This window comes from Pseudomonas sp. P4_B3 (genome assembly GCF_056402295.1).
On sequence record NZ_JBFUHR010000035.1, the window covers coordinates 27871 to 48629 of the forward strand.

At 60.4% G+C, this 20759-nt stretch carries 23 protein-coding genes; 15 read left to right on the forward strand and 8 right to left on the reverse strand.

Annotation, left to right across the window (positions count from 1 at the left end):
• Nucleotides 1-3: 3 nt before the first annotated feature.
• From AC1DWG_RS29165 to AC1DWG_RS29200, 8 genes are all read left to right on the forward strand, one after another.
• Nucleotides 4-591 carry a YggT family protein gene (locus AC1DWG_RS29165; RefSeq protein WP_477752502.1) on the forward strand — a complete coding sequence of 196 codons (588 nt, stop codon included), beginning with the start codon at nt 4-6 and terminating at the stop codon, nt 589-591.
• Nucleotides 591-878 carry a DUF167 domain-containing protein gene (locus AC1DWG_RS29170; RefSeq protein WP_008019963.1) on the forward strand — a complete coding sequence of 96 codons (288 nt, stop codon included), beginning with the start codon at nt 591-593 and terminating at the stop codon, nt 876-878. Before AC1DWG_RS29165 ends, AC1DWG_RS29170 begins: the two co-directional genes overlap by 1 nt.
• A gap of 159 nt (nt 879-1037) precedes the next feature.
• Nucleotides 1038-2177, forward strand: coding sequence for a homoserine O-succinyltransferase MetX (metX, locus tag AC1DWG_RS29175; protein ID WP_008046479.1), 1140 nt, complete (start codon nt 1038-1040; stop codon nt 2175-2177).
• A gap of 7 nt (nt 2178-2184) precedes the next feature.
• Nucleotides 2185-2805 (forward strand): methionine biosynthesis protein MetW, encoded by a 621-nt coding sequence (metW, locus tag AC1DWG_RS29180; protein ID WP_007975398.1) that lies wholly within the window; start codon nt 2185-2187, stop codon nt 2803-2805.
• A 26-nt stretch (nt 2806-2831) separates the two neighbouring features.
• Nucleotides 2832-3266, forward strand: coding sequence for a DUF4426 domain-containing protein (locus AC1DWG_RS29185; RefSeq protein WP_477752503.1), 435 nt, complete (start codon nt 2832-2834; stop codon nt 3264-3266).
• Nucleotides 3263-3859, forward strand: a complete 597-nt coding sequence (gene rdgB / locus AC1DWG_RS29190; RefSeq protein ID WP_477752504.1) for an RdgB/HAM1 family non-canonical purine NTP pyrophosphatase — start codon at nt 3263-3265, stop codon at nt 3857-3859. The genes AC1DWG_RS29185 and rdgB overlap by 4 nt, the downstream gene beginning before the upstream one ends.
• Nucleotides 3856-5061 carry a radical SAM family heme chaperone HemW gene (gene hemW, locus AC1DWG_RS29195; protein WP_477762933.1) on the forward strand — a complete coding sequence of 402 codons (1206 nt, stop codon included), beginning with the start codon at nt 3856-3858 and terminating at the stop codon, nt 5059-5061. Before rdgB ends, hemW begins: the two co-directional genes overlap by 4 nt.
• 9 nt (nt 5062-5070) lie before the next feature.
• Nucleotides 5071-5394, forward strand: a complete 324-nt coding sequence (locus tag AC1DWG_RS29200; protein WP_007987827.1) for a DUF3392 domain-containing protein — start codon at nt 5071-5073, stop codon at nt 5392-5394.
• Between the two features lie 131 nt (nt 5395-5525).
• On the opposite strand, the gene trmB is transcribed toward AC1DWG_RS29200, so the two are convergent.
• The 4 genes from trmB to AC1DWG_RS29220 all read right to left on the reverse strand — a co-directional run bounded on the left by trmB (nt 5526) and on the right by AC1DWG_RS29220 (nt 7857).
• Complete coding sequence (gene trmB, locus AC1DWG_RS29205; protein ID WP_477762934.1) at nt 5526-6251, reverse strand: tRNA (guanosine(46)-N7)-methyltransferase TrmB; 726 nt, start codon at nt 6249-6251, stop codon at nt 5526-5528.
• Between the two features lie 9 nt (nt 6252-6260).
• Nucleotides 6261-7055: a thiazole synthase gene (locus AC1DWG_RS29210; protein ID WP_007975390.1), complete on the reverse strand. Its 795-nt coding sequence runs from the start codon at nt 7053-7055 to the stop codon at nt 6261-6263.
• Nucleotides 7056-7115: 60 nt separating this feature from the next.
• Nucleotides 7116-7316 (reverse strand): sulfur carrier protein ThiS, encoded by a 201-nt coding sequence (gene thiS, locus AC1DWG_RS29215; protein ID WP_477762935.1) that lies wholly within the window; start codon nt 7314-7316, stop codon nt 7116-7118.
• Between the two features lie 169 nt (nt 7317-7485).
• The gene (locus tag AC1DWG_RS29220; RefSeq protein WP_477753583.1) at nt 7486-7857 is read right to left on the reverse strand and encodes a DUF423 domain-containing protein; all 372 of its coding nucleotides are present in this window, start codon (nt 7855-7857) and stop codon (nt 7486-7488) included.
• Between the two features lie 74 nt (nt 7858-7931).
• Between AC1DWG_RS29220 and mtgA the strand changes: the two genes are divergently transcribed.
• Entirely contained in the window at nt 7932-8654 is a 723-nt protein-coding gene (gene mtgA / locus AC1DWG_RS29225) for a monofunctional biosynthetic peptidoglycan transglycosylase (RefSeq protein WP_477762936.1), read from the forward strand.
• 138 nt (nt 8655-8792) lie between these two features.
• Here mtgA and rpoH read toward each other — a convergent pair whose 3' ends face one another.
• The 4 genes from rpoH to ftsY form a co-directional block, all read right to left on the reverse strand.
• Nucleotides 8793-9647: an RNA polymerase sigma factor RpoH gene (gene rpoH, locus AC1DWG_RS29230; protein WP_007975386.1), complete on the reverse strand. Its 855-nt coding sequence runs from the start codon at nt 9645-9647 to the stop codon at nt 8793-8795.
• 119 nt (nt 9648-9766) lie between these two features.
• Nucleotides 9767-10789: a permease-like cell division protein FtsX gene (gene ftsX, locus AC1DWG_RS29235; protein WP_477753581.1), complete on the reverse strand. Its 1023-nt coding sequence runs from the start codon at nt 10787-10789 to the stop codon at nt 9767-9769.
• On the reverse strand, nt 10786-11457 hold the full coding sequence (gene ftsE, locus AC1DWG_RS29240; protein WP_007975383.1) for a cell division ATP-binding protein FtsE: 672 nt from the start codon (nt 11455-11457) through the stop codon (nt 10786-10788). The genes ftsX and ftsE overlap by 4 nt, the downstream gene beginning before the upstream one ends.
• Complete coding sequence (gene ftsY, locus AC1DWG_RS29245) at nt 11454-12977, reverse strand: signal recognition particle-docking protein FtsY (RefSeq protein WP_477762937.1); 1524 nt, start codon at nt 12975-12977, stop codon at nt 11454-11456. The genes ftsE and ftsY overlap by 4 nt, the downstream gene beginning before the upstream one ends.
• 343 nt (nt 12978-13320) lie before the next feature.
• On the opposite strand from ftsY, the gene AC1DWG_RS29250 reads away from it, so the two are divergent.
• From AC1DWG_RS29250 to AC1DWG_RS29275, 6 genes are all read left to right on the forward strand, one after another.
• Nucleotides 13321-14676 (forward strand): M16 family metallopeptidase, encoded by a 1356-nt coding sequence (locus AC1DWG_RS29250; RefSeq protein ID WP_477788707.1) that lies wholly within the window; start codon nt 13321-13323, stop codon nt 14674-14676.
• Nucleotides 14669-16159 (forward strand): M16 family metallopeptidase, encoded by a 1491-nt coding sequence (locus AC1DWG_RS29255; RefSeq protein ID WP_477762939.1) that lies wholly within the window; start codon nt 14669-14671, stop codon nt 16157-16159. The genes AC1DWG_RS29250 and AC1DWG_RS29255 overlap by 8 nt, the downstream gene beginning before the upstream one ends.
• Nucleotides 16159-16755, forward strand: a complete 597-nt coding sequence (rsmD, locus tag AC1DWG_RS29260; protein ID WP_007987844.1) for a 16S rRNA (guanine(966)-N(2))-methyltransferase RsmD — start codon at nt 16159-16161, stop codon at nt 16753-16755. The genes AC1DWG_RS29255 and rsmD overlap by 1 nt, the downstream gene beginning before the upstream one ends.
• A gap of 125 nt (nt 16756-16880) precedes the next feature.
• Nucleotides 16881-18227 carry a M16 family metallopeptidase gene (locus tag AC1DWG_RS29265; RefSeq protein WP_477762940.1) on the forward strand — a complete coding sequence of 449 codons (1347 nt, stop codon included), beginning with the start codon at nt 16881-16883 and terminating at the stop codon, nt 18225-18227.
• Nucleotides 18220-19665, forward strand: a complete 1446-nt coding sequence (locus AC1DWG_RS29270; RefSeq protein WP_477762941.1) for a M16 family metallopeptidase — start codon at nt 18220-18222, stop codon at nt 19663-19665. Before AC1DWG_RS29265 ends, AC1DWG_RS29270 begins: the two co-directional genes overlap by 8 nt.
• A 73-nt stretch (nt 19666-19738) precedes the next feature.
• Complete coding sequence (locus AC1DWG_RS29275; RefSeq protein WP_477753574.1) at nt 19739-20758, forward strand: hydrolase; 1020 nt, start codon at nt 19739-19741, stop codon at nt 20756-20758.
• The last annotated feature ends 1 nt before the right edge of the window (nt 20759 follow it).

Genomic DNA, 20759 nt, shown 5'->3' on the forward strand with positions numbered 1-20759 from the left:
ACGATGCTTGGACTCAATGACGCTGCCATTTTCATCATTAAAACCCTTGGCAGCCTGTACCTGCTGATCGTACTGATGCGCTTCATCCTGCAACTGGTTCGGGCGAATTTCTACAACCCGCTCTGCCAGTTCATCGTCAAGGCCACGCAACCACTGCTCAAGCCTCTGCGCCGGGTCATCCCGAGCATGTTCGGGCTGGACATGTCGTCACTGGTACTGGCGCTGATCGTGCAGATAGTGCTGATGGCGGTTATCCTGCTGCTCAAAGGCTTCGAGGTCGACTTGCTGCTGTTGGTGCCTTGGGCTCTGATCGCCCTTTTCTCGCTGTTTTTGAATGTTCTGTTCTACGCGATGATCATCAGTGTGATTCTGTCCTGGGTTGCACCGGGCAGCCATAACCCTGGCGCAGAACTGGTCGCTCAGATCACTGAGCCGGTCCTTGCACCGTTCCGCCGGATCATCCCTAACCTGGGTGGTCTCGACATCTCGCCGATCTTCGCGTTCATTGTGATCCAGTTGCTGCAAAGCTGGCTGATCCCGCGCCTTGCGTACTTTGCCTTCATGCCGCAGGGGCTGCTCGGCCTGATCTGATGAGCTACTTTCGTTGGGACGGTGACGACCTGATTCTGGAGTGTCACCTGCAACCGGCAGCCCGCAGTGATGATTTTTGCGGGCTGCACGGCGATCGCCTGAAGATTCGCCTGACCGCGCCGCCAGTCGAGGGCAAGGCCAACGCCTATCTGATGGCGTTTCTGGCCAAGGCCTTTGGCGTGTCCAAGAGCCAGGTCAGCCTGATCAGTGGTGAGTTGAACCGGCAGAAACGGGTGCGGATCTGTTCACCGAAGAAGCTGCCGGATTTGCCCGGACTGGAACGCTGAACCTACTGTAGGAGCTGGCTTGCCAGCGAAGGCGGCGTGACTGACACACCGTGACATCTGGTTCGCCGGCAAGCCGGCTCCTACAGTGGGCAAGGGTTAGCTTGCTGCTAGGGGCAGCGATCTTTAGACTTACGCCTCATTTCAATGAGAGCAGGGTCGATGCCAGCTGCCTTTCCCCCCGATTCTGTTGGTCTGGTGACACCGCAAGTGGCGCACTTCAGCGAACCCCTGGCGTTGGCCTGCGGACGTTCGCTCCCGGCCTATGACCTGATTTACGAAACCTACGGCACGCTCAACGCCACGGCGAGCAACGCCGTGCTGATCTGCCATGCCCTGTCCGGTCACCACCACGCCGCCGGTTACCACAGCGCCGACGACCGCAAGCCCGGTTGGTGGGACAGCTGCATCGGCCCCGGCAAGCCGATCGACACCAGCAAGTTCTTCGTGGTCAGCCTGAACAACCTCGGCGGCTGCAACGGTTCCACCGGCCCGAGCAGCATCAACCCGGACACCGGCAAGCCGTTCGGCGCCGACTTCCCGGTGTTGACCGTCGAAGATTGGGTGCACAGCCAGGCGCGCCTGGCGGATCGCCTCGGTATCGCCCAGTTCGCGGCCGTGATCGGCGGCAGCCTCGGCGGCATGCAGGCGATGCAATGGAGCATCACCTACCCAGACCGCATCCGTCACTGCCTGGCCATCGCCTCGGCACCCAAGCTGTCGGCACAGAACATCGCGTTCAACGAAGTGGCGCGCCAGGCGATACTCACCGACCCGGAATTCCACGGCGGTTCGTTCCAGGAACACAACGTGATCCCCAAGCGCGGCCTGATGCTGGCGCGGATGGTCGGGCACATCACCTACCTGTCCGACGACTCCATGGGCGAAAAATTCGGCCGAGGGCTGAAGAGCGAAAAGCTCAACTACGACTTCCACAGCGTCGAGTTCCAGGTTGAAAGCTACCTGCGCTATCAGGGCGAAGAGTTCTCCGGACGCTTCGATGCCAATACGTATCTGTTGATGACCAAAGCGCTCGATTACTTCGATCCGGCGGCGAACTTCGACGATAACCTGGCGAAAACCTTTGAAGGTGCCAAGGCCAAGTTCTGCGTGATGTCGTTCACCACCGACTGGCGCTTCTCTCCTGCCCGCTCGCGGGAACTGGTGGACGCGCTGATGGCCGCGCGCAAGGACGTCTGCTACCTCGAGATCGACGCACCGCAAGGCCACGACGCCTTCCTGATTCCGATCCCGCGCTACCTGCAGGCATTCGGCAATTACATGAACCGCATTACGTTGTGAGAAAGCCATGAGAGCTGATCTGGAAATCATCCAGGAATGGATCCCCGCCGGCAGCCGCGTGCTCGACCTCGGGTGCGGCGATGGCGAACTGCTGACCTGGCTGCGCGATAACAAGCAAGTCACCGGTTATGGCCTGGAAAACGACGCCGACAACATCGCCGAGTGCGTGGCCAAGGGCATCAACGTCATCGAACAGGACCTGGACAAGGGCCTGGGTAACTTTGCCAGCAACAGTTTCGACATCGTGGTCATGACCCAGGCGCTGCAAGCTGTGCACTACCCGGACAAGATCCTCGAGGAAATGCTGCGCGTGGGCCGGCAGTGCATCATCACTTTCCCGAATTTCGGTCACTGGCGCTGCCGCTGGTACCTGGCGAGCAAGGGCCGCATGCCGGTTTCCGAGTTCCTGCCCTACACCTGGTACAACACGCCGAACATTCACTTCTGCACCTTCGCGGACTTTGAAGCCTTGTGTCGCGAACGTGAAGCGAAGGTCATTGATCGGCTTGCCGTGGATCAACAGCATCGGCACGGGTGGGCCAGTAAGCTATGGCCTAATCTGTTAGGTGAGATCGGAATCTACCGGGTCAGCAGCCCGGGACTTTCCGACCACAAGGTCGCAGTCTGATCCACCCTATTTCAAGGAGAACGATCATGGGTCGTCTAGCGTTGTTTCTACTCACTGCCTGCCTGAGCGTCACCGCCATGGCCGCTGACGCCATCAAAGGCGAGCGCCAGGAAACCTTCGGCGACGTGACAGTGCACTACAACACCTTCAACTCCACCTATCTGACACCGGACATTGCCAAGTCCGCCGAACTGATCCGCAGCAAGAATCAGGGCGTGATCAACATTTCGGTCCTCAAGGAAGGCAAGCCACAGATGGCCCAGGTGAGCGGCTCGATCAAAGACCTGACCAGCCAGACCGTGCCACTGCAGTTCAAACAGATCACCGAACAAGGCGCGATCTACTACATTGCGCAATATCCAGTGGATCAGCAGGAAGTCCGCACCTTCGACATCAAGGTGCAGACCGGCGACAAGATCAACACCATCAATTTCAACCAAGAGCTCTTCCCCGGCCAATGATCAACTTCACGCAGCTCGTATTGGCCAGCCATAACGCCGGCAAACTCAAGGAACTCCAGGCCATGCTCGGCGAGTCGGTGCATCTGCGCTCGATTGGCGAGTTCAGCAGCGTCGAGCCTGAAGAAACCGGCCTGTCGTTCGTCGAAAACGCCATCCTGAAGGCCCGCAATGCCGCGCGCATTTCCGGCCTGCCGGCGCTGGCCGACGATTCCGGGCTGGCGGTGGATTTCCTGGGCGGCGCGCCAGGCATCTACTCGGCGCGTTATGCCGACGGCAAGGGCGATGCGGCGAACAACGCCAAGTTGCTCGACGTGTTGAAAGACGTACCCGAAGCCGAACGTGGCGCGCAGTTCGTATGCGTGCTGGCCTTGGTGCGCCACGCCGATGATCCGCTGCCGATCCTCTGTGAAGGTTTGTGGCACGGGCGAATCCTGACCCAGGCCAGCGGCGAACACGGTTTTGGCTACGATCCGCTGTTCTGGGTGCCTGAGCGTGATTGCTCCAGCGCCGAACTTAGCCCAAGCGACAAGAACCAGATCAGCCACCGCGCCCGTGCAATGGATCTGCTGCGCCAGCGTCTGGGCTTGAAATGACCCGTGAATCATCCGCGTCGCCGCTGATCTTCGGCGGCGATGCACAATCGCCTCGGGCAGCCCTGTCTGTGCTGCCGCCGCTGGCGCTGTATATCCATATCCCGTGGTGCGTGCGCAAATGCCCTTATTGCGACTTCAACTCCCACACCGCCAGCCCCGTGCTGCCGGAAGAAGAGTACGTCGACGCCTTGCTGGCCGATCTCGATCAGGACCTGCACGCCGTTTATGGTCGTGAGCTGAGCTCGATTTTCTTTGGTGGCGGCACACCAAGCCTGTTCAGCGCTGATTCGCTGGGTCGCTTGCTCAAAGGCGTCGAACAACGCATCCCGTTTGCCAGCGACATCGAAATCACGCTGGAAGCCAATCCGGGGACGTTCGAGCAAGACAAGTTCGTGGCGTACCGGAAACTGGGGATCAATCGCCTGTCGATCGGCATCCAGAGCTTTCAGCAAGAAAAGCTCGAGGCCCTGGGGCGGATCCACAACGGCGACGAAGCCGTACGTGCCGCCGGCATGGCGCGGCAGGCCGGGTTCGACAACTTCAACCTGGACTTGATGCATGGCTTGCCGAATCAGTCCCTGGACGATGCCCTGGCGGACCTGCGCACAGCCATCGCCCTGAAACCGACACACCTGTCGTGGTATCAACTGACCCTGGAACCGAACACGGTGTTCTGGAACCAGCCGCCGACGCTGCCGGAAGACGACACGCTCTGGGACATCCAGGAAGCCGGACAAGCGCTGCTGGCTGAACATGGTTACGCGCAATACGAAGTCTCGGCCTACGCCCTGCCCGGTCGCCCGGCGCGCCACAACCTCAACTACTGGAGTTTTGGCGACTTCATTGGCATCGGCGCCGGCGCCCATGGCAAGCTCAGCCATCCGGACGGGCGCATCATTCGCACTTGGAAGACCCGTCTGCCGAAGGATTACCTGAATCCGGCTAAGAGCTTCCTGGCTGGCGAGAAAGCGCTGGGCAACGATGAAATGCCGTTCGAATTCCTGATGAACGCGCTGCGCCTGACTGAAGGCGTCGAATCGCGGCTGTACCCGGAACGTACCGGCATGACGCTGAAAAGCCTTGCTGAAGGCCGCCGTGAAGCCGAACAAAGCGGCCTGTTGCAGGTCGAACCGTCACGTCTGGTAGCCACGATGCGCGGACAACTCTTCCTCAACGACTTGCTGCAGAAATTTCTGACATAAGGAAATCGAATGGATTTGGTACTCGACCTGCTTGCCACCGTGTCTCGCTGGAGCCGCAGCAACCTCTCGGAAATCGCCTTGGCCCTGGTGGGCTGCCTGCTGGTGCTGTTTGGTGCGGATTTCAAAGGCTGGGTCGAGCAGCGTCTGGGCAGCATCGCCGGCGCGTTGCGCGTGCCACTGATGTCCCTGCTGTGCATGATCGGCAGCGGTGCGGCGCTGATCTACGCCACGCCATGGGTCGTGCGCGGCTTGAGCCAGTTCAACAACTACAGCCTGGCGCCGGTGTTGCTGGTGGTGTTGGTGCTGATTGGCGTCGTGGCAGACCGCCGCTGATCCCAAATACGCCACAAAACCACTGTAGGAGCGAGCTTGCTAGCGATGATCGTTAACGAAAACGCGGGGCATCTGAAGCCCCGCGTTGTTCTGTAGTTTTTCGCGAGCAATCGAGCGTCGACCGGCTGCTCCTACGACTGCTTCTCGAACTTCAAATCCCACACGCCATGCCCAAGACGTTCGCCACGGCGTTCGAACTTGGTGATCGGCCGCTCGGTCGGGCGCGGAACGCACTTGCCGTCTTCAGCGAGGTTGCGGTAGCCCGGCGCGACGCTCATCACTTCCAGCATGTATTCGGCGTACGGTTCCCAGTCGGTGGCCATGTGCAGAATGCCACCGACCTTCAACTTGCTGCGCACCAACTCGGCGAAGGACGCCTGAACGATACGGCGCTTGTGGTGACGGCTCTTGTGCCACGGGTCCGGGAAAAACAGCATCAAGCGATCGAGGCTGTTATCGGCCACGCAGCGGTTGAGCACTTCGATCGCATCGCAATCGTAGACCCGCAGGTTGGTCAGGCCTTGCGTCAGCACACCATTGAGCAGCGCGCCGACACCCGGACGGTGAACCTCGACGCCGATGAAATCCTGCTCCGGCGCAGCCGCTGCCATTTCCAGCAACGAATGGCCCATGCCGAAACCGATTTCCAGCGAGCGCGGTGCCGAGCGACCGAACACCTGGTCGAAATCCACTGGCGCGTCTGCCAGCGGCAGCACGAACAGCGGAGTGCCCTGCTCCAGGCCCTTTTGCTGGCCTTCGGTCATGCGCCCGGCGCGCATCACGAAGCTCTTGATGCGGCGGTGTTGGCGCTCGTCGCCTTCTTCCGTCTGGATTGGCGTGTCGTTCGATTCAGTCATCAATGGCTCTTACTTGATCAGACCATCCAGCGGCGAAGAGGCGCTGGCATAGAGTTTTTTCGGCATGCGGCCGGCGAGGTAAGCCAGGCGGCCTGCGACGATCGCATGTTTCATGGCTTCAGCCATCATGACCGGCTGCTGGGCGTGGGCAATGGCCGAGTTCATCAGCACTGCATCACAGCCCAGCTCCATGGCGATGGTGGCGTCGGACGCAGTACCGACACCGGCATCCACCAGCACCGGAATCTTGGCTTCTTCCAGGATGATTTGCAGATTGTACGGGTTGCAGATCCCCAGGCCCGAACCGATCAGACCAGCCAGCGGCATGACGGCGATGCAGCCGATTTCCGCCAGTTGCCGGGCGATGATCGGGTCATCGCTGGTGTAGACCATCACGTCGAAGCCTTCCTTGACCAGCGTTTCGGCGGCCTTGAGGGTTTCAATCACGTTGGGGAACAGGGTTTTCTGGTCGGCCAGCACTTCCAGCTTCACCAGGTTGTGGCCATCGAGCAGCTCACGGGCCAAGCGGCAGGTGCGCACGGCTTCGATGGCGTCGTAGCAACCGGCGGTGTTCGGCAGGAAGGTGTAGCGATCCGGCGACAGCACTTCGAGCAGGTTCGGCTCGCCCTCGATCTGGCCAAGGTTGGTGCGGCGCACGGCGAAAGTGACGATCTCGGCACCTGAGGCTTCGATTGCCAGGCGGGTTTCTTCCATGTCACGGTACTTGCCGGTACCGACCAGCAAACGCGACTGGTAAGTACGACCGGCCAGGACGAAAGGCTTGTCGCTGCGAACGATGCTCATGGGAAATCCTCTGTAGGGGTGAGGTACTTGCAGAATTCTGTGGCCACGCGGCCGAGGCTACTAGCCGCCGCCGATGGCGTGCACCACTTCGACGTTGTCGCCGTCGTTCAACGCGGTGTCTGCATGCTGACTGCGCGGGACGATATCCAGATTGAGTTCCACCGCCACCCGGCGTCCGGTCAGGTCCAGACGGTTCAGCAGGGCCGCAACGGTTTCACCGTCGGGCAGTTCAAAGGATTCGCCGTTCAACTGAATGCGCATGCCGGATGCCGCCATCATTTTTAGGGGCAGGCATTCTAGCCCGATCAGTCAGGCCGACCCAAGCCATTCGTCTTGAAACTCGATCCTGTAGGAGCTGCCGCAGGCTGCGATCTTTTGACTTTGATTTTTTAAGATCAAAAGATCGCAGCCTGCGGCAGCTCCTACAGGGTCAGCTCAACCGCCAGGCGGCGAGTCCGAGGCAAAACCAGCCCGCCAGGAAGGCCAGGCCACCGAACGGGGTGATGATGCCGAGCTTGCTGATGCCGGTCAGCGTCAAGATGTACAGGCTGCCGGAGAACAACAGGATACCGATGGCAAACGACGCGCCGGCCCAGGTGATCAGGCGGCCGGGAATCTGCGTGGACAGGAATGCGACACCCAGTAATGCCAGGGTATGCACCAGTTGATAGGTGACGCCCGTGTGGAAAATCGCCATGTACTCGGCACTCAGGCGGTTTTTCAGGCCATGGGCGGCAAAGGCGCCGAGGCCGACACCGGTGAAACCGAAAAAAGCGGCCAGCATCAGAAAGCCACGCAGCATGCAGAACTCCAGTCAGTTTCGATCCAAAGGGTCTGTATAATGGCCCGCTCAACGGGTTCGGCCAAGCCATCTCTATGCTGCGTATCTATTTCCGTCATTTCACCAAGGCCGTGCTCTGGTTCATGGGTGGCAGCGTATTGCTGGTGCTGATCTTTCGCGTGGTGCCGCCACCGGGGACGACGCTGATGGTCGAGCGCAAGATCGAGTCCTGGTTCGATGGCGAACCCATCGACCTGCAACGGACCTGGAAACCCTGGGATGAGATCTCCGATGACCTGAAAGTCGCGGTGATTGCCGGCGAAGACCAGAAATTCCCGGAGCACTGGGGCTTCGATATCGGCGCGATTCAGGCGGCGTTTGCCCATAACGAGCGCGGCGGTTCGATCCGTGGCGCCAGCACCCTCAGTCAGCAAGTTTCGAAAAACTTGTTCCTGTGGTCTGGCCGCAGCTGGCTGCGCAAAGGCCTGGAAGCCTGGTTCACCGGATTGATCGAAGTGTTCTGGCCCAAGCAGCGAATTCTTGAGGTGTACCTCAACAGCGTCGAGTGGGATGACGGCGTGTTTGGTGCCGAAGCGGCCGCCCGGCATCACTTTGGCGTGAGTGCAAAAGGCCTCAGCCGTCAGCAGTCGAGCCTGCTCGCCGCCGTCCTGCCCAACCCGCGGGTCTGGAGTGCCGGCCATCCGACTTCTTACGTTTCGCGCCGAGCTGGCTGGATTCGACAGCAGATGAGTCAGTTGGGCGGGGACAGCTATCTGGTCGGGCTGAACGATTCGCGTCGGGCACCTTGGGCGCAGTAACAAAAGATCGCAGCCTTCGGCAGCTCCTACAGGGGTACGCGATCCTATGTAGGAGCTGCCGAAGGCTGCGATCTTTTGATTTTCAAATAAAAACGCCCCGATCAATGATCGGGGCGTTTTTTATTGCCAGGTCGCCAGTTAAGCAGCGATCGACAACTTGAGCTTGTTCATCGCGCTCTTCTCGAGCTGACGAATACGCTCGGCCGACACGTTGTACTTCTGCGCCAGGTCGTGCAGCGTGGCTTTTTCTTCCGCCAGCCAGCGCTGGTAGAGGATGTCACGGCTGCGGTCGTCCAGCACTTCCAACGCTTCGTGCAGGTTGTGGTTGGAATTGTCGCTCCAGTCGGCATCTTCCAGTTGACGGGCCGGGTCGTACCGGTGGTCTTCCAGATAATTGGCCGGCGACTGGAATGCACTGTCGTCGTCCGCTTCGGCAGCCGGGTCGAAGGCCATGTCATGGCCGGTCAGGCGACTTTCCATCTCGCGCACTTCCCGAGGCTCTACACCGAGGCTTTCCGCTACGCGATGGACTTCCTCGTTGTTCAGCCAGGCCAGGCGTTTCTTCTGGCTGCGCAGGTTGAAGAACAGCTTGCGCTGGGCCTTGGTGGTCGCGACCTTCACGATGCGCCAGTTGCGCAGGATGAATTCGTGGATTTCCGCCTTGATCCAGTGCACGGCAAAGGACACCAGGCGCACGCCCATTTCCGGGTTGAAGCGTTTCACGGCCTTCATCAGGCCGACGTTGCCTTCCTGGATCAGGTCAGCCTGAGCCAGGCCGTAGCCGGAATAGCTACGGGCGATATGTACGACAAAACGCAGGTGGGCGAGCACCATCTGCCGAGCCGCCCCCAAATCCTGCTCATAATAGAGACTCTCGGCCAGTTCACGCTCCTGCTCCGGCGACAGCAGTGGAATGCTGTTGACGGTGTGCACATAGGCCTCCAGGTTCGCACCCGGGACCAGAGCATATGCAGGTTGCAAAGAATTGGTCATACGAAAAAACCTCCGACTTACAAACTCGTGCAGTTCAGCACTGCGAAAATTGACCGGAAACCGAAAGACAAGTTCCCAAAACCTAAAAACGCTGAAAGGTCAATACGAGCAAAATGATACTACTTAGGCGCAAGCTCCCTCAGGTGGCGTGCGACTGCAATCCATGCACCGATATACCCCAACAGCACCGCGCCAAGCAAGAGAGACAGACCGTCGGCAACTGGCACTCCAGCCAGCGCAAAATCACTGCCGTACAAACCGGCCAGCCCCACCACCGCGTCGTTCAGCCAATCAAGGCCGAACGCCAGTACGCCCCAGGACAGAATCCCCGCACCGAAGCCATACAGTGCGCCCATATACAGAAAGGGCCTGCGTACATAGCTGTCAGTGCCGCCGACCAGTTTAATCACTTCTATCTCTATGCGGCGGTTTTCAATATGAAGACGAATGGTATTGCCTATCACCAAAAGTAATGCAGAAACCAGAAGCACGGTCAGACCGAAGACAAAACGGTCACCCAGCTTGAGGATGGCTGCCAGACGCTCGACCCAGACTAAATCAAGTTGCGCCTGTTGTACCTTCGGCAGCTCGGATAGTTTTTGTCTTAATGCTTCAAGAGCCGGCTTGTCGACTTCGTTCGGCGTCACCAGCACCACGCCTGGCAGCGGGTTCTCCGGCAACTCCTTGAGCGCCTCGCCCAGCCCGGACTGTTGCTGGAACTCTTCCAGCGCCTGCTCCCGGCCAACGTATTCGGCATCGGCCACGCCAGGCATGCCCTTGATCTGATCGCGCAGCGATTCACCTTCCGCCGGCTTGGCCTCAAGGTCCAGATACAGGGAAATCTGCGCCGCGCGCTGCCAGGAACCGCCCAGACGCTCGACGTTACTTAGCAAAAGTGACAGGCCCATGGGCAAGCTCAGGGCCACCGCCATCACCATGCAGGTGAAAAAACTGCCGATGGGCTGCTTGCCCAGGCGGCGCAGACTGTCCACCAGACTGGCGCGATGGCTTTCGATCCAGGCACGGAACAACGTGGCAAAGTCCGGACCGTCGTCATCATCGCGTTTTTTCTTTTGCGGCTGCGGATCGGCGGCCTTCGGGGCCACACGCTCGGAAACCTTGGGGCTACGTGTTGCACTCATACCGCGGCCTCCCCGTCGCCGATCAATCGACCACGTTGCAAGGTCAGCATGCGGTGGCGCATGCGGGCGATCAGGGCCAGGTCGTGACTGGCGATCAGCACGCTGGTACCCAGGCGATTGATGTCTTCGAACACACCCATGATCTCGGCGGCCAGACGCGGGTCGAGGTTACCAGTCGGTTCATCCGCCAGCAGCAAGGCCGGACGGTGGACGATGGCGCGGGCGATGCCGACTCGCTGCTGCTGACCGGTGGACAGGTCGCCCGGGTACAAGTCGGTTTTATCCGACAGTGCCACGCGCTCCAGTGCCGAGTCCACGCGCTTGGCGATCTCGGCCTTGGACAGGCCCAGGATCTGCAAAGGCAACGCGACGTTATTGAACACCGTGCGATCGAACAGCAACTGGTGATTCTGGAAAACCACTCCGATCTGCCGGCGCAAGAAAGGTATCTGCGCGTTGCTGATGGTGCTCAGGTCTTGCCCGGCGAGCAGCAGCTTGCCGCTGGTCGGGCGCTCCATCGCCAGCAACAGGCGCAACAGTGTGGATTTACCGGCACCGGAATGGCCGGTGACAAACAAGAATTCGCCACGACGGACTCGAAAGCTCAGCTCATGCAAGCCGACGTGACCGTTCGGGTAGCGCTTACCGACCTGTTCGAAACGAATCATGAACGCTCCCGCTCGGCAAACAATGCCTGGACAAAGGGTTCTGCTTCAAAGGTACGCAAATCGTCGATGCCTTCGCCGACGCCAATGTAGCGGATCGGCAGGCCGAATTGCTTGGCCAGGGCGAAAATCACCCCGCCCTTGGCGGTGCCGTCGAGCTTGGTCAGCGCCAGGCCGGTCAGTTCGACGGTCTGGTTGAATTGTTTGGCCTGGTTGATGGCGTTCTGGCCGGTGCCAGCGTCAAGCACCAACAGCACTTCGTGAGGTGCGTCGGCGTCGAGCTTGCCGATCACCCGGCGAACCTTTTTCAGTTCTTCCATCAGGTTGTCTTTGGTGTGCAGGCGACCGGCGGTGTCGGCGATCAGCACATCGATGCCACGGGCCTTGGCGGCCTGCACGGCATCGAAGATCACCGAGGCCGAGTCGGCGCCAGTGTGCTGCGCGATCACCGGGATCTTGTTGCGCTCACCCCAGACCTGCAATTGCTCCACCGCCGCGGCACGGAAGGTATCGCCGGCGGCGAGCATGACTTTCTTGCCTTCCAGCTGCAGTTTCTTCGCCAGCTTGCCGATAGTGGTGGTCTTGCCGGCACCGTTGACGCCGACGACCAGAATCACGAACGGCTTGTTCTGCGAGGTGACTTTCAGCGGCTGTTCGACTGGTTTGAGCATCGCCGCCAGCTCGGCTTGCAGGGATTTGTACAGGGCATCGGCATCGGCCAGCTCCTTGCGCGCAACCTTCTGCGTCAGACGCTGAATGATCACCGAGGTGGCCTCGACACCAACATCGGCGGTCAGCAAACGGGTTTCGAGGTCTTCGAGCAGTTCGTCATCAATGACCTTTTTGCCCAGAAACAGGCTGGCCATGCCTTCGCCGATACTGGCGCTGGTCTTGGACAGGCCCTGCTTGAGACGGGCGAAGAAACCGGCTTTGGTTTCTTCGGTGCGCACGGTTTCTACCGGGGGTTCGACGGGCGCGGCGATCGGCTCAGGAATCGGAGCGGGTGCAGGCGCTTGAGCAACCGGAGCAACCGGAGCAACCGGAGCAACGAATACCGGAACCTCTGGCTGGCTGACAACGGGAACAGGCTCGGCCACGACGATTGGTTCAACAATCGCTTCGGCCACAGGCACATGAATCGGTGCCGGTGTAAACGCTGCCGGAGCCGGAATCGGTGGCGTCACGTGAGGAGCCAGGTCATTTTCGACCAATGCCACGGGCTCTTCGGCTACCGGCAGGGTCAACCACGGTTCGGCTGTCGGGGCCAGTGGCTGTTCGGTGACGATTTCGCTGACGGGTTCGGGAGCGGCTTCAACCTTGGGTTGCAGCAATGGCTCGGCAATCGGCAGAACAACCGGCGCGGGCGCTTCTTCTATTACCGGGACCGGCGTCGGCGCTGGTTCAGGAATGGCTTGTGGCTGTTCGACGACGGGTTCCTGCGGCTTTTTGCGCAGCCATCCGAACAGGCTTTTTTTCTCGCCAGCCGCAGCTGGGGTCTTCTTGTCGTCGTTGGAACCAAACATGGAGGACGGCTATCTCACGGTAGCGACGCGCCAATGGCGCCCCGGCAAATAAATATTCGATGCAGAACAGACTGCGATTGACCCAGCTTGTTCACGCGCAACATTTTGTCGAAGTGCTCAACGGCACCCCAAGCAATCGATTTCTCATAGGACTAAAGCAGCAAAATCGGCGAAAACGCGGAATTCAGTTGATAAATATCCACCTTCCGTCGCAAACCCATTCAACCTGATCAAGCATAAAGGCCTGATAGGCGTGGCCGCCGCTAAAACGGATCAGTATCCTAGCACCCTCTCGCCCGCTGACGCTAAGAACAAGCGGGCAGCCCCAAAGGTTTGAAAACGAATGAATGCTCTTGCCCGCCGCGCCGCTGGCCTGCTGCTCAGCACAGTTTGCCTGCCCCTTTCGGCCCTGGCTGCCGACCCGCAACCCACCCACGAATTCACCCTCGACAATGGCCTGAAGGTGGTCGTGCGTGAAGACCACCGAGCGCCCGTGGTGGTTTCCCAAGTCTGGTACAAGGTCGGCTCCAGCTACGAGACGCCGGGTAATACCGGCCTGTCCCACGCGCTGGAACACATGATGTTCAAGGGCAGCGAGAAAGTCGGCCCCGGCGAAGCCTCGCTGATCCTGCGCGACCTCGGCGCCGAAGAGAACGCATTCACCAGCGACGACTTCACCGCGTATTACCAGGTGCTGGCCCGGGATCGCCTGGGCGTAGCCTTCGAACTGGAAGCCGACCGCATGGCCAGCCTGCGCCTGCCGCCCGACGAGTTTGCCAAGGAAATCGAGGTCATCAAGGAAGAGCGTCGCCTGCGCACCGACGACAAGCCGATGTCCAAGGCCTACGAGCGCTTCAAGGCCATGGCCTACCCGGCCAGCGGTTACCACACGCCGACCATCGGCTGGATGGCCGACCTTGAGCGGATGAAAGTCGAAGAGCTGCGCCACTGGTACGAAACCTGGTACGTGCCCAACAACGCCACGCTGGTGGTGGTTGGCGATGTCACCCCGGACGAAGTCAAAACCCTGGCCCAACGCTATTTCGGCCCGATCGCCAAGCGTGAAGTGCCCGCCGCGAAAAAACCGCTGGAACTGGCCGAACCGGGCGAGCGCCAGATCACCCTGCACGTGCAGACCCAACTGCCTAGCCTGATGCTGGCCTTCAACGTGCCGAGCATCGCCACCGCCGAAGACGAGCGTCTGGTCAATGCCCTGCGCCTGATCTCGGCACTCCTCGACGGCGGCTACAGCGGACGCATCCCGACGCAACTGGAGCGCGGAGAAGAACTGGTGTCCGGCGGCTCGTCGAGTTACGACGCCTACACCCGTGGCGACAGCCTCTTCACCCTGTCGGCATCGCCAAACTCGCAGAAACACAAGACCATCGCCCAGGCGCAAGCCGGTTTGTGGAAGCTGCTCGACCAGCTGAAGACCACGGCGCCAACCGCTGAAGAACTGGAACGCGTACGCGCACAAGTCATCGCCGGCCTGGTCTTCGAGCGCGATTCGATCACCAGCCAGGCCACCGCCATCGGCCAACTGGAAGCCGTCGGTCTGTCATGGAAGTTGATGGACACCGAACTGGCCGACCTGGAAAGCGTCACGCCGGAAGATATCCAGAAAGCCGCCAAGCTGTATTTCACCCGCGAACGTCTCAGCGTCGCCCATGTACTGCCTCTGGAGACGACTCATGAGTGAGCGTAAACCCTCCCGCCTGGCCCTGATCGGCCTGGTCGCCGTCGCCGTTATCGGCTCCGCCGCGTTCTATTTGTCGCGCCCTGGCGAAACCAATGCCAGCGAAGCCCTGGACAAGGCCAAGGCCAGCCAGAAACTGCAGTCGCTGACCGAGCTCAACGGCAAGGCACCGGACCACCGCAAGCTGGACGTGCAGACCTGGAACACCGCCGAAGGCACCAAGGTGCTGTTTGTCGAAGCCCATGAGTTGCCGATGTTCGACATGCGCCTGATCTTCGCCGCCGGCAGTAGCCAGGACGGCGACGCACCGGGTGTGGCGGTGTTGACCAACGCCATGCTCAACGAAGGCGTGGCCGGCAAAGACGTCGGTGCCATTGCCCAGGGCTTCGAAGGCCTGGGTGCCGATTTCGGCAACGGCGCTTATAAGGACATGGCAATCGCTTCGCTGCGCAGCCTGAGTGCCAAGGACAAGCGCGAGCCGGCCCTGAAGCTGTTCGCCGAAGTCATCGGCAAGCCGACTTTCCCTGCCGATTCGCTGGCCCGCATCAAGAACCAGTTGCTTGCCGGTTTCGAGTACCAGAAACAGAACCCGGGCAAACTGGCGAGCCTGGAACTGATGAACCGCTTGTACGGTGATCACCCGTACGCACACGCCAGCGACGGCACGGCGAAAACCGTCCCGGCGATCACCGTGGCCCAACTGCGTGCTTTCCACGAGAAAGCCTACGCCGCCGGTAACGTGGTGATCGCGCTGGTCGGCGACCTGTCCCGTGCAGAAGCCGACGCGATTGCCGCGCAGGTTTCCAGTGCCCTGCCCAAAGGTCCGGCCTTGCCGAAAATCGCGCAACCGGTCGAGCCCAAGGCCAGCGTCGGCCATATCGAGTTCCCGTCCAAGCAGACCAACCTGATGCTCGCGCAATTGGGCATCGACCGCGACGACCCGGACTACGCAGCGTTGTCCATGGGGAACCAGATTCTCGGTGGCGGCGGCTTCGGTACCCGCTTGATGAGCGAAGTGCGCGAGAAGCGTGGCCTGACTTACGGCGTGTATTCGGGCTTCACCCCGATGCAGGCGCGCGGCCCGTTCATGATCAACCTGCAGACCCGCGCCGAGATGAGCGAAGGCACCCTGAAACTGGTGCAGGATGTACTGGCCGACTACCTTGAAACCGGCCCGACCGAAAAAGAGCTCGACGACGCCAAGCGCGAGCTGGCCGGCAGTTTCCCGCTGTCCACCGCGAGCAACGCCGATATCGTCGGCCAACTGGGCGCCATCGGTTTCTACAACCTGCCGTTGAGTCATCTGGAAGATTTCATGCAACAGTCCCAGGCCTTGACCGTCGAGCAGGTCAAAGCCGCCATGAACAAACACCTGGGCACGGAAAAATTGGTCATCGTCAGCGTTGGCCCGACCGTGCCGCAAAAGCCGTTACCGGCCCCTACTGACAAACCTTCCGAGCAACCGCTCGGGGTTCCGGAGCATTAATGGCAAGTCCAAAAAAACCCGCCAGAAACGTCCACAACGGCGTGAACCAGCTGCGCATCATTGGCGGCGAATGGCGCAGCCGCAAGCTGAGCTTCCCCGACGCCCCGGGCCTGCGCCCGACGCCGGATCGCGTGCGTGAAACCCTGTTCAACTGGCTCGCGCCTTACGTGCCGGGCGCCAAGGTGCTCGACCCGTTCACCGGCAGTGGCGCGCTGTTCCTCGAAGCCCTGTCCCGTGGCGCAGCCATGGGTCAGGCGCTGGACGCCAGCAGTATCGCGGTGTCCAGCCTGAAAGAGCACCTGGGGACGTTGCGGTGCACCAACGGCCAGGTCCAGACCGCCGATGCCCTGCGCTACCTGGAAACCCAGACCGCGACGGCCTACGACCTGGTGTTCCTCGACCCGCCGTTCAACCAGAACCTGCTGCCCGCCGTTTGCAAGTTGCTCGAAGAGCGCCAATGGCTGGCCGAAGACGCCTGGGTGTACACCGAAAGCGAGTCGGCGCCGTCGACCCTGGGCCTGCCGGAGAACTGGCGCCTGCACCGGGAGCAGAAATCCGGACGCGTGTATTACTCGTTGTGGCAGCGCAGCGCCTGACATTTCAGCGAGACGACTGCCCCAGCCTGGTTGTGAGGTGCACTACATAGTTACCGCCTGACATCCTTACGGATCATCCACAGTGGCTTGCGCAATTACCTGCAAACCACTGAGGATGAACACGGATGAACATCTCCCGCAGCCTGTTTATGCTGCCCTTTATCGCCTGGCTACCGCTCATTGCCAGCGCGGCGACACCCCCAGCGACGCAAGACTTCGTACTGGACAACGGTCTCAAGGTTGTCGTGCGCGAGGACCACCGCACCCCCATCGTCACCGCCCAACTCTGGATCAAGGCCGGTTCAAGCTACGAACCGCCCGGCCAGTCCGGCCTGTCCCACGCCCTCGAACATATGGTCTACAAAGGCAGCAGCAAGGCCTGCGCCGGAGAGTTCGAGGCGATACTGGAGAAATTGGGCGCCAGCCAAAACGCATTTACCGGCACTGATTTCACGGTTTTTTACCAGACACTGCCTTCCGGCCGCACTGGCGTCGCGTTCGAAATACTGGCCGATCTGATGAGTACGGCCGAGCTGAATGCACAGGACTTCACACCGGAGCTCAAGGTCATTCAGGAGGAGCGTCGGATGCGCGTTGATGATGAAATCATCGCGCTGGCTCACGAACGACTGAACAGCATCGCCCACCCGGCCAGCGGCTACCGCACCCCGACGATTGGCTGGATGCACGATCTGCAACGCATGAACGCCGTGCAATTACAGCAGTGGTATCAGGCCTGGTATTCGCCGGACAATGCGACGCTGGTGGTCGTTGGCGATGTTGCACCTGAGCGGATCAAGGCCTTGGCACAGCAGCACTTCGGCCACCTTGAGCGGCGCGCAACACCCATGGCGCCAGCCCCCGTCGAACTGGCCTCTGCCGGTGAACGGTCACTGACCCTGCGCGCGCCGGTAGCGTCCCCACGCCTGATCATGAGTTTCAACGCGCCCAGTCTGACCACGGCACTGGATCGTCGGACCGCCCATGCCCTGCGCTTGCTCGATATGTTACTGGCCGGATCCAATAGCGCGCGGATCAAACAGCAACTGCAACTGAGCGAGGCGATATTCACTGAGGCCGACTCAGAGTACGACGCCTTCAATCGCGGCGATTCGTTGCTGACCATCAGCACCCAGCTCAACCCGGACAAGCTCAATGACGCTGACGAAGCCCTCGCCCGACTGTGGCAAGTGATCGAATCACTGAAGAGCAAGGCACCGGAACCGGCAGAACTGGAGCGTGCGAAAAACCTTGTGATCGCTAACTCGGTTTATGCGCAGGATGATCTGGAAGGACAGGCCAACACCTTGGGCCTGCTGGAAACCATCGGCCTGGACTGGCGGCTGGCCGATCAGGATACGGATGAGCTGAACAAGGTCACTCCCCTGGATATTCAACAAGTCGCAAAGACTTACCTGACGCGTGAGCGCCTGAGTACCGCGAAAATCCTGCCGGAGAAAAACAATGGATAAGCTCAAAGGCCTCATCAATGGATTGATCCTGGCCGGCATGCTGTTGAGCGCACAGGCCCCTGCCGTTGCAACCACGGCGCCCCAGAAACCAGTGCTGCAATCGCTCAACGAACCACAGTCTCCGACGATCCACCGCGCGCTGTCGATCAAGGGTTACAAAACGCTCAGTGGAACGAAGATCCTGTTCATCCGCACCCCTGGCCTGCCGATGTTCGATGCCCTGGTGAGTTTTGCCGCAGGCAGCGCCCAAACCCCGCATCAACCCGGCCTGGCAGCGGTGACCTTCAGCCTTTTGAATGAGGGTGTGGCTGGCAAGGACGTCAATGCCATACTGGCGACGTTCGATAATCTGGGTGCCAGGTTGGGTATGGGTATCAGCCAGGATCGGACCCTTTTTTCCCTGCGCAGCCTGAGCGACGAAGCCCGGCGCGCTCCAGCCCTGGAACTGTTTGCCCAATTACTCGGCAAGCCGCTGTTGCCGCAAGAGTCCCTGCCTACAGTGAAATCCCAATTGCAGTTCTTGCTGGACCGTGAAGATCAGTCTCATGCCGCTCAAGCCCGAGAAGCCAATCTCGGCCAGCTGTATCCCGACCACGGCTATGCTCAGTCCTTCTACGGAACCCGGGCCGGGCTTGCCTCCATCACCCGCACCCAGGTGCAAGACTTTTATCGCAAGGCTTATACCGCGGGCAATGCCCAGATCACACTGGTCGGCGACCTCACTGAGGAAGAAGCCCAACGCATCGGTGCGCAGATATCCGCGGCCTTGCCCCCGGGACCGGCCACTGCCGCGATCCAGCCAGTGACAAGTCCAGCCGCTCCAAGTCTGCTGCGCGTTGATCGACCATCGACCCAGGCTTACCTGCGCCTTGCCCAGCCAAGTGTCCTGCGAAACAGTCCGGACTACGTCGTGCTACAGATGGCCATGCGGATTTTCACCAACCGACTGACCAATGAATTGCGTGAACGCCGAGGCCTGACATACCACGTTGAAGCCGACCTTTCAGCCCTTCAGGCACAAGGATTGTTGACCATTGAATTGCAGACCCGACCAGAGCAGGCCGATGCCGTGCTGACCCATATCAAGACGATGTTCACCGACTTCCTCGCCCAAGGGCCGACCCAACAGGAACTCGAAGACATCCAACAGCAACTGACCGGTAGCGCGCCGTTGAACAGCGCTACCAATGCGCAGATTCTGAGACAGTTGTACGCCATCAGCGCTCACAATCTGCCACTGGACCTCGACTTTGCCACGCAAGCAGCCTTGAAGCTGAACCTTGTATCAATCAAAAACGCACTCAACCGGCATTACCACGCCGACCAATGGCGCGTTGTCATCCTGGGGCCGAAGACAGATCAACAACCGCTGCCGGCTCCAAGCGAAAGCACAACCAATTCCATGTGTCGCGCACCTGGCGAGATTGTGGCAAGTTAGACAGCCATGATGACGCGGTCGCAGCGCTGCCGCGCCGCGTCTTCGGGCAGACTCATGAACACTTCCACCGAGAATGACTGTGCAACCGCACCCCGCACTGGCCTCACCGCCGTCCTTTACCCCCGCCTTTGGCATCGGCAATCCGCACTTGCAAACCTTGTGGGGGCCTCTGTGGCGTAAAACCGTGCACATCGGCCGCGAACGCGAACGTCTTTGGCTTGAAGACGGCGATTTTCTCGATCTCGACTGGCACGGCCCGCACAGCGCCGATGCACCCTTGGTGCTCGTGTTGCACGGGCTCACCGGCTCCTCGAATTCGCCTTATGTCGCCGGCATGCAAAAAGCCTTGGGCGACCGAGGCTGGGCCAGCGTTGCGCTGAACTGGCGCGGCTGTTCGGGCGAACCCAACCTGTTGCCGCGCAGCTACCATTCCGGTGCCAGCGAAGACCTGGCCGAAACCATCAAACACTTGCGGGCCAAACGGCCTCTCGCTCCGCTGTATGCTGTCGGCTACTCATTGGGCGGCAATATCCTGCTCAAGCATTTGGGCGAAACCGGTAGCGACAGCGACTTGATGGGCGCCGTGGCGGTGTCGGTGCCGTTCCGCCTGGACCAGTGCGCCGACCGTATCGACCAGGGTTTCTCAAAGGTCTATCAGGCGCATTTCATGCGCGAGATGCTCGCCTACATCAAGAACAAACAGCGGCAGTTCCAGCATGACGGACACGAGGATGGCCTGGCCGCATTGGCCGCACTTGGCTCGCTGGAAAACATGCGCACGTTCTGGGATTTCGATGGCCGGGTTACCGCACCGCTGAACGGCTTTGTCGATGCCGAGGATTACTATCGCCGCGCATCGAGCCGCTACTTCCTCGGCGAAATTCGCACCCCGACCCTGATGATTCAGGCGGCCGACGACCCCTTCGTATTTCCCCACAGCCTGCCGCACGTCGATGAATTGTCCGCCTGTACGCAATTTGAACTGCAAGCCAAGGGCGGGCACGTCGGTTTCGTAGACGGCACGCTCAGGCAACCGGGTTACTACCTGGAACGGCGCATCCCCGAGTGGCTGGCCGCCGTGGCTCGCGAGTAAA